The 15,366-nt window shown below is 62.7% G+C and carries 9 protein-coding genes and 1 tRNA gene; 1 reads left to right on the top strand and 9 read right to left on the bottom strand.

Annotated features, from left to right (window positions below; all coding sequences use genetic code 11):
* Nucleotides 1-245: 245 nt before the first annotated feature.
* The 7 genes from ACQ3HE_RS00150 to ACQ3HE_RS00120 form a co-directional block, all read right to left on the bottom strand.
* Nucleotides 246-950 (bottom strand): hypothetical protein, encoded by a 705-nt coding sequence (locus ACQ3HE_RS00150; protein WP_430890798.1) that lies wholly within the window; start codon nt 948-950, stop codon nt 246-248.
* On the bottom strand, nt 871-5,607 hold the full coding sequence (locus tag ACQ3HE_RS00145) for a hypothetical protein (protein ID WP_430890797.1): 4,737 nt from the start codon (nt 5,605-5,607) through the stop codon (nt 871-873). The genes ACQ3HE_RS00150 and ACQ3HE_RS00145 overlap by 80 nt, the downstream gene beginning before the upstream one ends.
* A gap of 1,833 nt (nt 5,608-7,440) precedes the next feature.
* Nucleotides 7,441-7,662, bottom strand: coding sequence for a hypothetical protein (locus ACQ3HE_RS00140; RefSeq protein WP_054826157.1), 222 nt, complete (start codon nt 7,660-7,662; stop codon nt 7,441-7,443).
* Nucleotides 7,662-9,260, bottom strand: a complete 1,599-nt coding sequence (locus tag ACQ3HE_RS00135; protein WP_430890796.1) for an ATP-binding protein — start codon at nt 9,258-9,260, stop codon at nt 7,662-7,664. The genes ACQ3HE_RS00140 and ACQ3HE_RS00135 overlap by 1 nt, the downstream gene beginning before the upstream one ends.
* Nucleotides 9,261-9,414: 154 nt before the next feature.
* Nucleotides 9,415-10,443: an SIR2 family protein gene (locus tag ACQ3HE_RS00130; protein ID WP_430890795.1), complete on the bottom strand. Its 1,029-nt coding sequence runs from the start codon at nt 10,441-10,443 to the stop codon at nt 9,415-9,417.
* 339 nt (nt 10,444-10,782) lie between these two features.
* The gene (locus tag ACQ3HE_RS00125) at nt 10,783-11,088 is read right to left on the bottom strand and encodes a sulfate permease (RefSeq protein WP_430890794.1); all 306 of its coding nucleotides are present in this window, start codon (nt 11,086-11,088) and stop codon (nt 10,783-10,785) included.
* A 163-nt stretch (nt 11,089-11,251) separates the two neighbouring features.
* Nucleotides 11,252-11,325: transfer RNA gene (locus ACQ3HE_RS00120), tRNA-Pro, on the bottom strand.
* 221 nt (nt 11,326-11,546) lie between these two features.
* On the opposite strand from ACQ3HE_RS00120, the gene ACQ3HE_RS00115 reads away from it, so the two are divergent.
* On the top strand, nt 11,547-11,747 hold the full coding sequence (locus ACQ3HE_RS00115; protein ID WP_194644715.1) for a hypothetical protein: 201 nt from the start codon (nt 11,547-11,549) through the stop codon (nt 11,745-11,747).
* Between the two features lie 78 nt (nt 11,748-11,825).
* Here the strand turns inward: ACQ3HE_RS00115 and ACQ3HE_RS00110 are convergent, their stop codons facing one another.
* Entirely contained in the window at nt 11,826-13,646 is a 1,821-nt protein-coding gene (locus ACQ3HE_RS00110) for a long-chain-fatty-acid--CoA ligase (protein WP_137241552.1), read from the bottom strand.
* A 154-nt stretch (nt 13,647-13,800) separates the two neighbouring features.
* The gene (locus ACQ3HE_RS00105; RefSeq protein ID WP_192020005.1) at nt 13,801-15,321 is read right to left on the bottom strand and encodes a flotillin family protein; all 1,521 of its coding nucleotides are present in this window, start codon (nt 15,319-15,321) and stop codon (nt 13,801-13,803) included.
* Nucleotides 15,322-15,366 lie beyond the last annotated feature (45 nt).

The following is a 15,366-nucleotide window of genomic DNA, read 5'->3' as shown; positions in this document are numbered from 1 at the left end:
CAGATGGTTTCCGGGACTTCGTGGTCGGGCTGACAGGATTTGAACCTGCGACCCCTTGACCCCCAGGTGCCAGGATCAGGTTTTTAGCCTTTTTGACCTGGCTATTCCTGATTCAGCGATGCGCTCCGCGCGTCCCATATTGCAGGGTTTGCAGGCTGTTGGTCACTTGCTTGGTCCACTTCGTCGACGAGAACCGACCTCCAGTGTGCAACCACCAGATGCTGGCAGTACCGGTGCCGGAAAGGTCAGCCACCGCTCTCACCCGGAAGCTCCGAACCCTCAGCTTCGAATGCGGTGACCAGGGTCGACACCACCGATGACAGCGCTGTTGCTCTCCTCGTGACCTCTCTGTTCCAGTCCGGACTCTCGACATCGTCTTCGCTGCCGTTGTCGGCGAAGCGAATGCGACGGAGTGTCCGCAGCGCCCCGTCTCCGATCTTCTCCGCTTGCTTCGTCCAAGCCGCGCCGTCTTCCTCGGCAAGTGCGGCCGCGTGGCCAACCAGTCCATGGACGAGATCGCCGGCGAGTCGATCGATGAGCAGTGCGGCTTTCAGAGTGGTGCTTGTCTCGGTCTCCTCTGTGCTTGGCTCGGCATCAGCGGCAAATGCGCCGAAATATGCCCACGGTCTTCGTCCGGGTGTCAGCCTCGCGATTGCCGCCTCCACCTCGTCCACTTCAGCGAGGGGCAACCGACTGCCGGGAAGCCGACGGCGAAGCGACCAGAGTCGGAGGATGAGGTCGGCAACCTCAGCCTCGGCGGTAGATCTCTCAGGTCCAGCCTTCTGTTCAAGGCTGGTCAGGCGCTCCGCAAGATAGTGAGCTATCCAGCGTCCGAGAGTGTCGGTCTGTTCCAGCTCAGCCGCCAGCAGCTTACCTAGTTCCAACACAGCCGTTGAAGTCGTTCCATCCTGTTCCTGGCTGGTAGGAGAAGACTCGGAAGTCGTTGCCATGATCGGCGTCACCTCCTTCATTGTCGTTGTCTGAGACGTCGGCATAGCGAGCGCTACGATCTTCTCGCCTCACGCGTACCTCCACAATGAGCGCGGCATCGAGGCGTCCCAGCAACTGGTCGAGCGCTTCGGTCGTGATCCGCAGCCGGTGGCCTGATGGGCCGTGTGGTTCACGGCCGGCGCTAATCTCTGCCCAGGTCTCAGACGCCATGACGACGTCCGCCTCCTCGCTCTGCCAGCGGAGGCCGCCGTCTCGGGAGGTGATGCTGAGTATTTTCGCAATGTTCTCGGAAGGGCGTGGGGGCTCGGGCGTGAGTTCGGTGGCGAGGGGGTCCAGCCGGTCGATGCCGCCTTCAGAATTCGGCGTTGACACCCAACCTTGAAGCTGGAACGGAGGCGAGGAGAACTGGAAGTCTTCGTCATCGAGGTCAGCTGATGGGATTCGGAAGCTCCAGTAACCGTCAGCAGTTTGCAGCGCACGCACAAGCGCGCCCGCGGCTTCGCGAGTGACCAGAGCCGATGCGATGTCGATGCTCAGGGATCGGTCGTGCTCAGTGGCAGCGGCCGATTGCCAGACTGTCACCCATCCGTCAGCAGGTTGGAGGGCGGTCAGAAACTCGGATTCGTGAACCCGGCTACTTCCTCGCGGTCCGGCAGTAGCCAATGAACCAGGGATCGAGCTTCGCTGATCTGTAATCCATCGCCCGTCGTGGCGTGCGATGTCGAAGTCGGCGAGCCATTCTAGGACGTCGGGCTGTTCTGCATCGGGGTCACGGTACGGAGCAACGGTCCTCATGAGCCTTCCGGCGGTGATAAGTGCCGCGTGGCGTTCCAGGTAGTAGTCGAGATCCTCAGCTTTAGGAATCTCCCATTTGTATCCGTAGGTTTCACCGTCCTCGTAAACACCTGCGGTCCGCCTCGGGTCCTCTAGACGTTTGCCCTTGCCTCGCCATCCCCATTCGTCGAGGATGAGCGTGCTAGCCGCATCGAGCACTTCTTGGTGTGTGATGGCGAGTGCCTTCGTTAGTTTTCCGAGGACATACTCGTCGAAGTCTGAATGGAATCGGTGCTCAGCGTGTGGTGCGCCTTTCATCATTGGACCGGGCTGGGTGGGGCGGTGCCAGCTTTCGAGAGTCACCGGCTCTGCAAGCTTGGCCTTCCAGTCTGTCCCAACAGAACGGCCAATGGGTGTGGTGGTCAGTAGTGCAACTGATGAGCAGTGCCGTTGAATCGCGGCGTGGTCCGGATAGCGGTCGCCTAGTTCGATCACTGTGGACATGAGTGCGTCGACGGCAGAGGGGTCGTCGCGTGCTACTCGCTCGACAGCGACCAGGAACCACTCTGCTGCGCTCATCTGGTAGTAGAGGAATCGTTCATCGGCGTACCCAGCTGCATCGCCCCGCGTGACTGCCGAGCCGAGCGCAATGATCACGTCGCTGACGCCGAGTTCGATGGCTGTACGCACTGCGTGTGCAGCCTGCCAACGAACTGCTGAGCGCGGGTCACCAAGTGCAGCCCAGAGGAAGTTTGCTATTGCGGTATCGATTGGGTCTGCTGGCGTCTGCCCGGAAGCTGTCCTGGGACTAATTCCGACTTCTTCCTCGAAGGCGGAGAGTGCTTCGTCGAGCACGCGCGCAGCCGTGGAAGGGTCGAGGACTGCTGAAGCTCCCGCTGCGAGCATGTAGCAATGGTCGGCATCGGTCAACGCTTCCTCAAGATTCAGGTGGTCGAGGGCACGTTGGAGGAGATCGGTCGTGCGCACCTCCAAGAGGTCGGCCGCCGCAGGCAGGTCAAAACTCATCCAGTTGTGGTGAAGCAACCGGGCACCGTGTCGATCAACGTAGGTGCCGACCGCATTCTTCAGCGAATCGACGAACGATTGAGCCGTTCGAGGACGCACTAGGGCCGCGTTCAAGAGCTTGGCTAGCTCGTAGTCGCTGAGGGCATCAGAATACAATGCGGCGTCCAGGATCGGGCCCCACTGAAGCTCTGGACGCGAAAAAGTTTCTGAAATGAAGAGACTGTCATTGTACGTACGAGCCTCTTGCTGAAGTCGAACCGCCGCGTTCACCTCGCTTGTCCGAGTGAGGTCAAGTGCCGCGATCTGCGCTTTGCATTCGTCTATCTGAGCGGATCGTTCTGTTTGTTCGTCTGGCGTGAGATCAAAGGTGGTGCTCCGGAACTCGTCAGGGTCCTTGGTACGAAGGGGGTCAGGAAGTGGGGATTGCGTGAACTCGGGATCGAGGGAGCGTCCAAGTCGGTTTGCGAGATTATCTGCGGCAGCCAGGGCCTTTGCGTTAAGGGCGCCGGATACGTCAAGTTCACGAAGCGCGGCGTCCAGGTCAAAGTTGGTCGAGAAGGGCGCCAAAACTATTCTGAGATCTGGCCGTCTCGCAAGCAGGGCACCATCCCCTTCAACTAGTCCCCTGAATTGCCAGTCGAGCGCCCCGAACCGGCGATCCCTCCACTGCCCGAGAATTCGGAGAACGTTGGTGCCCGAGACCCACGCGAGTGCAGCGACGAGCTGGTGTTGGTTGAATCCGTCATACACGATCGGTTCCACGGCCTCGCCGAGGCGAGCGACGCGCTCAGCGAGGGTGAATGCGTCGAGGGGATCGATGCCAGCAGCTGCCCGCGTGAGGGCAACTACTGCATCCCATCGATAAATCGCATCATCACCCACTCCGCTAGCAGCTTTCACAGCGTGGTCGAAGTAGCTTCCAGCTTCGGCCTCACTAAAGCGGTGCATTCCCCGAGCTATGCGCACTAGCGTTTCGGCCTTGCTGTCGGCCGTTTCAGCGGCACTCGTCAGGGCATGCCGTGCCGCGTTGGAGAGTTCGAGGACCGCCGACGCGAAACGGGCGTCGCCTCGCAGCCCTGAGATCAGGTCGAGCGCCCCGGCAATCGGAGCATTGGCAGAGATCGTCTGAATCGCTTGAATGCAAGCGACTGTCACCTCTCTTTCCTCGAAGGAAGAGCCGAGCAAGGGCAAGATCTGCCGGGCGATTCGGAGGGCCATTGACCAGATGTCATCTTGTGACTGGCGTTTGGGGTAATTCGCGATCACTGCTCCCGCGGCTTGCGGATCGAGGTCACCGCGAGCGTATTTTGCCCAAGAGCTGAGCCAGCTGATGGCGGGGCGCAGATAGCGATTGAGATCGTCCTCATTGGACTTCGCGGGATCGTACTTTCCACGCTTCGCTGGAACTTGAAGGGGCCGGTAGTGCCCGACATCGAGTACCTCACCCATTAGTTCGGCACGCAACGCGACCGCCAGGAGAAGACCCGATCGGCCTGAGCCGTGTCTGTCGCCAAGTCCAATAGGTAGCGATGGCGGCAGGCATTCGCGAAGTCGTTCTGCGGCTACTGTTGCGTCGGCAATCGAGTGACGCACCGCAAGTGCGCAAAGCCATGAAGCGCCCCTGAGCGCGGCATCTTCAGCATTCCGGTGATCGTATTCTTCGGCAGTGAGACGAGCACGGAATCGTTTCAGTGCCGTCCACGCGCCGCCGACGACACTGGCGTCTACGGTCATTCCAACGCGCTGCATCTCGCCGAAGACGCCAAGAAGTAATGCAGGATGGGTGGAACTCACGATCAGGCCAGAAACGTCCTCATCTGGGGCACACGAGATGAGCATCCGCGTAAGCGCTGCGCTCGATTCGAGGACAAATCGAGCTGGGCGCCAACCCGACAAGTATCGGACAGCCGCAGGAGGTCCATCCGTTCGAAGGATCGCAAGTGCGATGTGTGCCACTTGTTCTGGGGTGACATTCTCGTCGCGCGAGTACCGCTCTCTCGGCGAGCGTACCCAGGCAGCGGTGGCGGAAGCTGCTTGCCGAGACCTGCTCCTTGCTGTGCTCGTACCTCCGGTGGAATGAGCAAGCATCGCCGCCTCGGCACCGAGCGTAGAGCCCGGCCAACTTTGTGGGAGCTCTCGCGACGCGATCAGCTCACCAAGCACCCGGGCGTCCATCCGCGAACCCGCCAGGTCAGGGTTGTCTCTAATGATCGTGAACTGCCGCCCCTTCCCTGCGCGACCCGCTCCAGCGCGCATGGCCAACTGCACAATCGAATCCGGACGTCGTAACTGGACAGCTGCACGAAGGCCGAACTCCACGCGTAAGTGCTCGACCTGGGTACGCTCGACGTCGCTCGTTGAGGGCAGGGCATCATCCGTGGCAACGAGGGCGAGCAGTTCGTCGTGGAGATTTGCGCTCCAGAGAACCTCCGGCAGAGAAGACGCGGCGTAAGCAGAGGAGCCGCTCAGCGTGCGCAGCTGAGACGCGACTTGGGCCGCGACCTCAGGTGTGGCACGGTGCCGGGTGCGGAAGTACGTTTCCGTCGGTTCGTCGAGAAACTGGACGCTTTGCCCGTTCAGGATCAAGCCTCGACCTAGGTCGGATATGAAACTGCGGACGTTAGCAACCTGCGTACCGGCAAGTTGCGCAAGCACGCCCAACGGAACACTCGGACGCAATAACGTGAGGAGCTGGGCAGCACGTTCGAGTTCTGATCGCGATCTACCAGCGTTGTTGAAGGCCTTGGTGACTTGCTCTTGCATGAGAGCGTCAAGCGGAGAAGTGCTGTCCGTAAACCCCGCGAGTCGGCCGAGAGCCTCTTGAATCGTTTCGGTTTCAGAGAGCACCGTTGACACGACTCGCGGATTACCCGCGGTTCGATCGTGAATCTCTGCATTGTCCAGATTCGTCGCCGATGGATGTGAAGTTGAAACGGCCTTCGCAGTCTCTTCTAGTGCGAAGGCCGGTAGTTCGAACGTCACCGTACCCGCAGGAGCTTCAAGAAGATGAGCACGCTCTGGTCGACAAGTCAACACGATGTGAACGTTCGTTGGAATAGCGTCGTCTAGCCTCAGCAAGTCCCGCACGAATGCTCTAGATTCCGCGTTGTCCTCCGCGGCCATCACGGCGTTATCGGCGGCGTCTACCACTATCACTAGTTGGCGAGTTCCACTCTGAACGAGACTCTCGCTCGCAGCGTCGAGGCGACGAACGAAAGCCTTGATGTACTCCTCGGGGGCAAGGTTGCCGGTGTGAACTATCGGGAGACCAAGCCCTATTCCCGCGATTTCAGTAGCAAGCTGAACTAGTCCGTCGCGGTGACGATGCCGCGGACGGTCTGGTCTGCGGTAGGACCCATTGCCGAAGCAATCGTAGATGATGACGTCGGCTCGACCTCGCAAAAGATCCGGTAGCGCCCGAGCGAACGTGCTCTTCCCCGCTCCGCCCTCCGCCGTTACGACTATCGAACCGGAAGATCCAAGAATCCGATCCGCGAGTTCAACATATGCGTCTCGCACAAAGAACGGTACAGTCTCAAGCTGGCACGGCGCCGGGGCAAGCTCGTCCTCCCGACAACCGAAAGCAGTGAGGACATCTGCCTTCCGGATTGGGCCACTGGACTCAGTGCTCGCTCTTGAGGCGACAAGGTCAACAAGAGACGCGGACACGCGGAGGTCGGTGTCAGCGGTGAGTCCGCCGACTTCTCGGTCAAGCCCGCGTCGGAGAACGGTAACCCCGGGCTCACGCCCTCGGAGGTCGAGCCGTGAGCATAGAGACGCCGCATCATCGGCCCTGAGATTCGCGGCGTCCGTCAGCTTGGCGGCTGACGACCCCACCGCAGCCGGCTGACCACTCGCCAAATCGCGCACAGCATCGACAGCGTCAGAGGAAATCGGCTTGTTCGTGACTATTGAGAAGCGAATCGTGGCCTGCGGGTACTGCATTCGCAAAGTGTTGTCGAGCTGAGCAAACTTGCGGAGGATCTTGCGAACCTCGCCAAGGGTGACATTCTCGTTTGGGTGCAGGGTCGAGTGTTTGAACTGACGCACTTCCAAGGAAGTGAAGTCCTCGTCTGGAGGTCCATAGAACTCAACAAGGTCTATGACCTCAGCACCGTCTGGCTCGGCTTCCGAAGGAGCAGAGCCGAGTCCCTCGATTGATACCCGCTGGAGATCGGTCGCGGGGCTCAGGAGCTTTAGCAGGCGGGCTGCAGCCCAGGTGTAGTGGAATCGGTCACCGTCACGTGACGCGCGTACTCGTTCTGTCCCAGTGGAACCGCTTCGAGTGGAAGCGCTCTTCGCCCTAGCCATACCTCAGCGCGCCGCACCGAACCGGCAGCGCCAACCTCTGCCGTTGTGACGACGAGTCACGACAAGATCTGATGACATCACCTGGTGGAAACCCCCTACCGGTGACCAGGTCACCTACTGCTCGTCCGACACGCACCAATTCTCTCGCATCCTCTCCGTCCCTCTCGGGCGACACGCGCCAATGGTCCGATGGCTTGCGTTCTCCTCGGGCGCCGCAACCGATGCCTGCACGATCAGGGTTTTGTGTTTCAGGAGCATGCCCTGCGTGTCAGGTCTTGCAGCGTTTGCAGGCTGCTGGTTGGTCCGCTTTCTCTCACATCGCCATACAGCAGGTCGCAGGCGGCTGCGCGAAAGGGATGACGCACGTTGGCGACGAAGCTAGCCAGCCCACGGGCCGTGAGGCTTTCCGTTCAGAACTTGTGCGATGTACTCGCCGCGCGACTGTCCTGGTGCTGTGAACTCACCCCAGACGGCTTCGCTGCATGCGGAGTAGGCCCATTCCTTGCCGCTGGGGAACCGAACGAGAATGGTTTCAAGCTCTGGTACGAACGCCTCGGCGACGATGCGTGATGAACCTTCGACGGGTTGCCATTCGATCATTATTCCTCCGGGCTGTAGGTGCCTCGCCAAGATGCAATGGCAGCAGCGACATTAGGGACGCTGCTCTGCGATCGCCAAGAGTCGAGCGAGGGATCATGGGCGTTCGGGAACGGCGTTGGGGCATCGATTAGAGTCCGCACCGGAAGCGACACCGACTCTCCGGCAATCAATGCTTCCCCTGTCCGTAGCGAGGGGAGCACCGCGGCGAGGCCAGAAACACTATCCGGAAGAGCTGCCCGAATCTTTGCTTGGTCGGCAGAGTTGCTCAGTCTCAACGCAACCAGGGTGCCGGATTGCGCGAGAGCCGTATCGGGGAGTTCGGACGGGCGCTGAGTAACGAGCATCAGACCGACTCCGTACTTTCGGCCTTCGCGGGCTATGCGATTCGCTGCTTTACGTGCCATCGCGACGGCGCTGTCGCCTAGATATCTGTGCGCTTCCTCTAGGACAACGAGGACAGGCCGGCTCCTGCCGATACCGTCTCCGATACTTGGGCTTCGTATCGCGGCCTCAAAGATCAGCGTCAGGATCACTCCGATGGCCATTTCACTAGCTGCCTCTGGCACACCGCTGAAGTCGAGGATTGAAACGGGCTTCTCGCGGCCTAGCCAGTTCGCGACTTCATCGGTGAGTGGGTCGCTTCCTTCTTCGTCTCCTCCTGGTTGTTGAAGGAAGGAGAGCCTCGGGTCGAGCAGACCAAGCCGGAGGAGTTCCGGCAGGGCTCCGTGCATGCCGTGATAGGGGCCTTTGAAGGGGGCAATGTTGCCTGCCCCGTAGGGTTCGAACCTTCGAGGCTCCAGCCGTTTCGCATCGCCGTCAGTTTCAATAGCTGCTGTGCTCGGGTCTTTCAGCACACGGTGCGTCTCATTATTTTCGGCGTCAAGTTGATACCAAACGGCGCGCAGATCAAATGGAACTGGAGTGTCAGCGGTGACCGCAGACTCGTCGATTTCGAGCCACTTTGCAGCGCTTGAGAATTCACGCCGGGCTTTCGTGACCAGTTCAGCAAATCTGCTTTGGGTGGTGACGCCTCCTTGAGAACCCGCGAACGCGGCCAAGATGTCGCTTGCGGGCAGCGCCCAGAACGGGACACGGATTCCGTTGTCTCCGCTGGACAGGACTGACCTCACCGAGGCCAGATCGCCCAGGGCTTCTGCGTACTCACCGTGGGGATCAATGACGACGATATTTGCTGCGTCCCAGCCGCCGCGAGCGAAGCCTTGGAGTAGCGATGCGACGCAACTGGTCTTGCCTGATCCAGTCGACCCCACTACGGCGACGTGTCGAGTGACGAAGCTGCTGGCGTCGACGCATACTGGGATCTCGTCGGCGGCTGCCAGCCTTCCGACCCTGACCGTCGCTTCGGTCTCAGCGGGGAAAAGTGCCCGAAGATCACCTGGCGTCGCGAAATGTACCGGATCATCGAGACCTGGGTAGCTTCCCACCCCTCGTTGGAAAGCGCTCGTAGCTCTGTTTATCTCTCCGAGCAGTTCTACTTGGAGCCATCGCTCACCGACTTGAACTGTCTCGGTTGGCCGGGACACTCCGCTGAGTTCCGCGATGCCAAGGAGACTGACCTGCCCTATGAGGTCGACCATCCCCTGAGGGATCCTAACTATGGACCCGATCTGTCCGATCCGTTGGAGCTGACCACGGTATATCGGGGCGGCACCAGCCAAATCCGAATCAAGGGCCACCGTCACTTGCGCTCCGAGTACGTGCCGGACCCTGCCGATGCAAGTTGGTTCGCGTTCAGACATTGGACTTGGCAGCGGCGGTCAGCAACTCGCCGAGACGTGTCTCAAGCTCGTCATGTGGAGGCGAGCTGCGTGCGAGGAACCGTGCCAGCTGCGCAAAGTTACCGAGTTGGAAGGCGCCATCGTCCCAGGTGTCATCTGGTGCATCCTGTGGCGTATTCCAGTCGTACCGCAAGCCTCCGAGGATTGCTTCTCTTGGTGAAACAACTTGGAAGTTGGGCGCGGTGAGTGCGAGCTCGGCGAGTTCATCCGGGATCGCGTCAAAGCAATAGGCGACGAACTCAGAACGAGGACGCCGCCGTGCGGCCTCGAACAGGACCTCGTTCAGGTGTTGGTCTCCGAATGAGTATCCAGCGATCATGACGAGGCTTTCAGGGCGGTGGAGTGCGTGCCTAAAGCGGTCTTGGAGAACAACGAAAGGTACTCGTCGTGACTCATCGTACTTGGCGTCGGAGGGATAGATGGCTGCCGGGAGTCCGACTGGTGTCGCCGATCCGAGGCGAACCACCTCGCGCGGTCTATCTGTGTCCCATGTCCAGTGGACGGAGCCGTGCAGCTTCCACAGTCGAACGAACGAGGCAGGAAGCGGGTCGCGGTCATTCGATGCTTCAACGAGGTCGCCACGGAAGCGTGCTCGTAGTGTGCCGACGAATCCGTCGAAATACCCAACGCCCAAGGACTCAAGGCCGGTTTCAATGAGCAGGTCGTAGTTGACTGTAAAAATCTCCAGCGCCTGGTGGTAGTCGGATCGTGCTGCCCAGGCGGCGAGGTGCAGCACCGGATTAAGATCGGCCTTGTCGACTTGCAGTTGGTCGATAATCAGGCGACAGATTTCCAGATCGAGTTCCTGGGCCTCCGTTGATGCGAGCCCGTCAACTCGATCATTCGTACCTTCAAGGAGGGCGGCTATACGCCTCGTTCGACTTAATACCTGCTCCAGGTTCCGATTCTTGGATAGTTGATCGAACGCGGCCTTCTGGTCTCCTGAGAGGTTCTTGCTAACGTGCTCGGCGAGACCCGTCACGTCTGGGAGTCCGGCGGCTCGCGACGCACCGGCCCCGATGAACAGGCAGACATGCCGGGATCGAGAAGCTAACTTCTCGCTTAGTCCGTTTACGAAACGGACCACGTCATGTCTCGGCATGCTCACAAGTTACGGCAAGGTGTGGCCATCGCCGCTGCGGCGCGCTGCTCGGTTGCCGCGACCGGCTGAGAAGTCATCCCCTCATCGATGCCGCGATCGTCGTGGCGACGGCGACGGCGACGGCGACGGCGACGGCGACGGCGCATCTTGTCCTGACGGCAGATCCCGCTGCCCCTCCTCGATGAGAGCCGACCCCTGCTCACGCCGGTTGCGACGCCGCTAAACGTGCTCGCGCGTCTTGGCTCGGACCTGGAGGATCACGCTGACCAGTCCCATGATGATCATTTCCATGGCGTTCCAGATGCGCACCAGGATCAATAGATTCAACCAGCCCGGTCCACCTGCTTTGATCAGGTCCCTGAAGACGGCGGCGGTGAGGAGGTAGGGGAGGGCGAGGAGCATCGCGGATGTGCCCCATTTGAGGCCGCGCCTGGTGCGGATGGCGTCGACCAGGATATTGGTGGGCTTGTGACGGCGCAGGTAATGCCGCGCGCGGACGCTGAGAACCCAAATGAGACGGAACACGAACAGTCCTTTTCAAGGGTTCGGCGACAAGACGAGCTCGAGAAGGATCGGTCCACGCAGTAAGCGGAAGGCTCGAGCAGGTCGAGCAAGTGGGTCACCATGTAACGACATCCAGAAACGACGAAGCCCTGGTGGGAAGTCCATCCACACCAGGGCTTTTCTGTCGGGCTGACAGGATTTGAACCTGCGACCCCTTGACCCCCAGTCAAGTGCGCTACCAAGCTGCGCCACAGCCCGATGCCATCTCCGCGGGCGGAGAAGACAACTCGAACAGTCTAGCGGATTCCGAGAGCGCTCCGTGACACGGCTCCGACGGCCGCAGCCCTGCCCAGACAAGCCGCACTCGTCGGGTGGGAGGTCTCCCCTGCCCGCCCCCGCACGGGGCACGCTACCGTGACTCGTCCGCACCCGCGCGACAGGACGAACCGACCGATCCGGTCACCCGACGAAGGACCACCATGCGCTACAGCCGTTACTGGAAAGAGGTCCGCGTCGCGGCACTCACCGCCCTGCCGGTCGCGATCGTCTCCGGCATCGTGCAGGTCAGCCGGAACACGCCGATCGACGATGCCATCATCGGCGGCGCCATCACCTTCGTCGCGCTGTCACTGCTCATCCCCGTGGTGCGCCACTGGCTGCACCCCGAGTCCCGCGGCTGACCACCGCGAAACAATCAGACGCCTCCAGGACGCGTCCCACGATGTGCCGAGAGGTCCGGGCAGGTGCCCGGACAGGCGCTACTCAGCCTTGCGATCCGCGACGAGCTGGTCGCGCACCTTGCGTCGCAGCACCTTGCCGATGAGCGACGTCGGCAGCTCGTCGAGCTGCACGACCCGCTTCGGCACCTTGTACGCCGTGAGGCGGGTCCGGCAGTAGTCGCGCAACGAGCCGGCGTCGAACACCGTTCCGGCACGCATGACCACCGCGGCCGTCACATCCTCGCCACCGGAATCGCGCGGCAGGCCGACCACGGCGGCCGACTCGACGTCCGGGTGCGACAGGAGCGTCTCCTCCACCTCGGACGGGCTCACGTTGAACCCGCCGGTGATGATGAGCTCCTTCACCCGGTCGATGACCGTCACGAAGCCGTCCGCCGACACCGTCACGATGTCGCCGGTCCGCAACCAGCCACCCTCGAGCAACGCCTCGCGCGACTCGTCCGGACGACCCCAGTACCCCTGGAAGACCTGCGGGCCACGAAGCAGCAGCTCGCCCGACTCCCCCGCCGCACGATCCACCGTCGGGTTCTCGGGATCGACGACGCGGATCTCGGTGCTCGGGAACGGCACCCCCACGGTGCCCGGCCGACGCGACGGACCGATCGGGTTGCCGAGTGCCACCGGCGACGATTCCGTCATCCCGTAGCCCTCGACGAGCAGACCGCCGGTCGCCTCCTCCCACCGCGTGACCGTCGACACCGGGAGGCTCATCGCCCCGGAGATCGCGAAGCGGACACTCGTCAGGTCGACGCCCTTGCGGCTCGACGCACGCGACAGCGCGTCGTAGATGGGCGGCACCGCCGGGAGGAACGTCGGCGGGGACTTCTTCGCGGCTGTGAGCACCAGCTCCAGGTCGAACTTCGGGAACAGCACGAGCCTCGCCCCGATGCTCATGGCGAACGTGAGGCACAGCGTCATGCCGTACGCGTGGAACAGCGGCAGGACTCCGTAGAAGACCTCGCCACCTTCGCTCAGTCCCGGTACCCAGGCGCGTCCTTGCTCGGCGTTCGCCCGCAGGTTGCGGTGCGTCAGGATGGCACCCTTCGGCGCCCCGGTCGTCCCGCTCGTGTACTGCAGGAGCGCGGTGTCGTCGAGCGTCGGACGCACGACCCGCTTCGACAGCTTCCGTCCGCCGATCAGACGTTCCCACGGAAGCACGTGCTTCGCCGACGGGGTCGCGGTCATCGCCGCACGCGACTCGCGCGCACGCTTCACCGGCAGCCGGAGCGCCAGACGCTTCGACAACGGCAGAGCCTGGGTGATGTCGACGGACACGATCCGGCCGCGCATCACGTCGGCCGGGAGGTCGGCGACGAGGTCGTAGACCTTGTCCCACACGATCGCGACGTGCGCGCCGTGGTCCTCGAACTGATGCCGCAGCTCACGAGCCGTGTAGAGCGGGTTGTGCTCGATGACCGTCGCACCGAGCCGGAGCGCCGCGTAGAACGCGACGACGTGCTGCGGGCAGTTCGGCAGCACGAGCGCCACGCGGTCGCCCGGCTTCACGCCGAGCTTGCGGAGCCCTTCAGCCGCTCGCGCGACCTGTTCGCCGAGCTCGCTGTAGCTCGTCTCGGCACCGAAGAACTCCAGGGCGATGCGATCGCCGAAGCGCTTCACCGAGGTGTCGAGCAGGTCGACGAGCGTCTCGGTGACCTCGTCGATGTCGGCGGGCACGCCACTGGCGTAGGACGACAGCCACGGCCGCTCGGCCAGACGCTGACGCTGGGCCTCGCCGGCCTCGGTCGGCTCCGACGACTGCCCGCCCTCACGCTGCTCGGCTGTGTTTCCTCGATGGTCCACGACGATCCTCCAGATGACACCCGTGCGCACCGCACGCATGCCTCCACACTAGGCGGGCGCGTATGCCCGACCGGGGATGCGACGGGACCGCTTGACAAGCTCCAAAGCGACACCGGCGAATCGCCCGAGGAGTCGTGGAACAACGCCAGAAGCCGGCCACCCGAAGGCGACCGGCTCCCGATGGTCCAGCGACTCAGACGGCGTCGGGTGACGCGGGCGCCTTCGGCTGGCGCTTCGCGGCCGCAGCCGCGTTGTCGGACATCGCCTGCTGGAGGTTCTCCCCCAGCGCGCCACCGGCGACCCCGCCCAGGAGGGCGGACAGGTCGAGCCCGGTGATGTCCTTGACGACCTTCGGAACCTCGCTGACCACCTGGCCGACCGTCTTCGTGACGGCCGACGCACCCTCGGTCGAGATGACCGTGAGATTCGAGATGTTGCCGAGCGGCTCGGACACGGCACGAGTGATCTCGGGCAGACGGGCGATGATCTCGGACGCGAGTCCGGCCTCACCGTACTTCTTCAGCGCCTCGGCCTTCGCGTCGATCGCCTCTGCCTCCGCCAGACCCTCCGCGGCCACGGCCGACGCCTTCGCGTCACCCTGGGCGCGGATACCCTCGGCCAGCGCGATCTGCTTGTCGCGCTCAGCGGTTCCGGCGAGACGCACGGACTCCGCAGCCGCCTGGGCGTCCTGCACCGCCGCGACCTTGTTCGCCTCGGCGATGGTCTTGCGTTTGAACGCGTCGGCTTCCGTTGCGGCATTGGCCGCATCTCGGGCCGCCTGCGCGCGCTGGACCGTCGCGTACGCGTCGGCCTCGGCCGGCTTGCGCACCTCGATGTCGAGCCGCTCCTGCTCCACCTTCGCCTTCTCGGCGAGGGCTTCGCGCTCCTGCTCCGCGACCAGGCGGTCCTGCTGCGCCGTGGCGAGCTGACCGGAGGCCTCGGCCTCGGCGTTCGCGCGGTCGGTCTCCGCCTTGATCGTCGCCTGCTTGAGGCTCAGGGCCTTCTGCCGCTCCGCGACCTGCTCCGCCGCTTCGATCCGCGCGAACTCGGACGCACGAGCGGTCTCGGCCTCCTTGATCTCCGCGTTCTGCCGGGCGAGCGCGTTCTCCGCTCGACCGAGGTCGGCGAGGTAGTTGGTGCCCGGCGTCGAGATGTCGGAGATGTTCAGCAGGTCGACCTGGAGGCCCTGCTCGGCGAGATCCGTCTTGGTCGCCTCGACCACCGCTTCGGACAGGGCGTTGCGGTTGGAGATGATCTCCTTGATCGGCATGTTCCCGATGATGGAACGCAGCGAGCCTTCGAGGGACTGCTGGATGATCTGCGTCAGCGACCCCTGCTGCGAGAGGAAGCGCTGCGCGGCACGGCGCACACCCTCCGGCGTGCCGGAGACCTTGAAGTTCACGCTCGCCTGGATGGCGACCTTGATGAAGTTGGTGTCGACGCCCTCCACGACGATGCCGATCTGGCGCTGCTCGAGCGAGATCGGGAAGCCCTGCTGCAGGATCGGCCAGATGAACACCCGCCCACCGATGACGACGCGCTGACCGCCATCTGGCTCACCCGTCTTGGCGCCGGCCCCCCGACCGACGATGACGAGCGCCTGGTTCGGCGGTACGCGCTTGATCCGTCCGGCGACGAACGCGACGATCGCGAGCGCCACCACGACGAGTGCGATCACGGCGATCACCGTGATGTTGGTGGTGATGAAGTCCATAGGGCAGGTGCCTTCCCCTCGAGGGCGTGCTGGTGGATGGATGGA

The organism is Plantibacter auratus (assembly GCF_050587365.1).
Classification (GTDB): Bacteria; Actinomycetota; Actinomycetes; order Actinomycetales; family Microbacteriaceae; genus Plantibacter; species Plantibacter auratus.
Note: the sequence above shows the minus strand (reverse complement) of the source record. Positions and strands in the feature narration are given on the sequence as shown.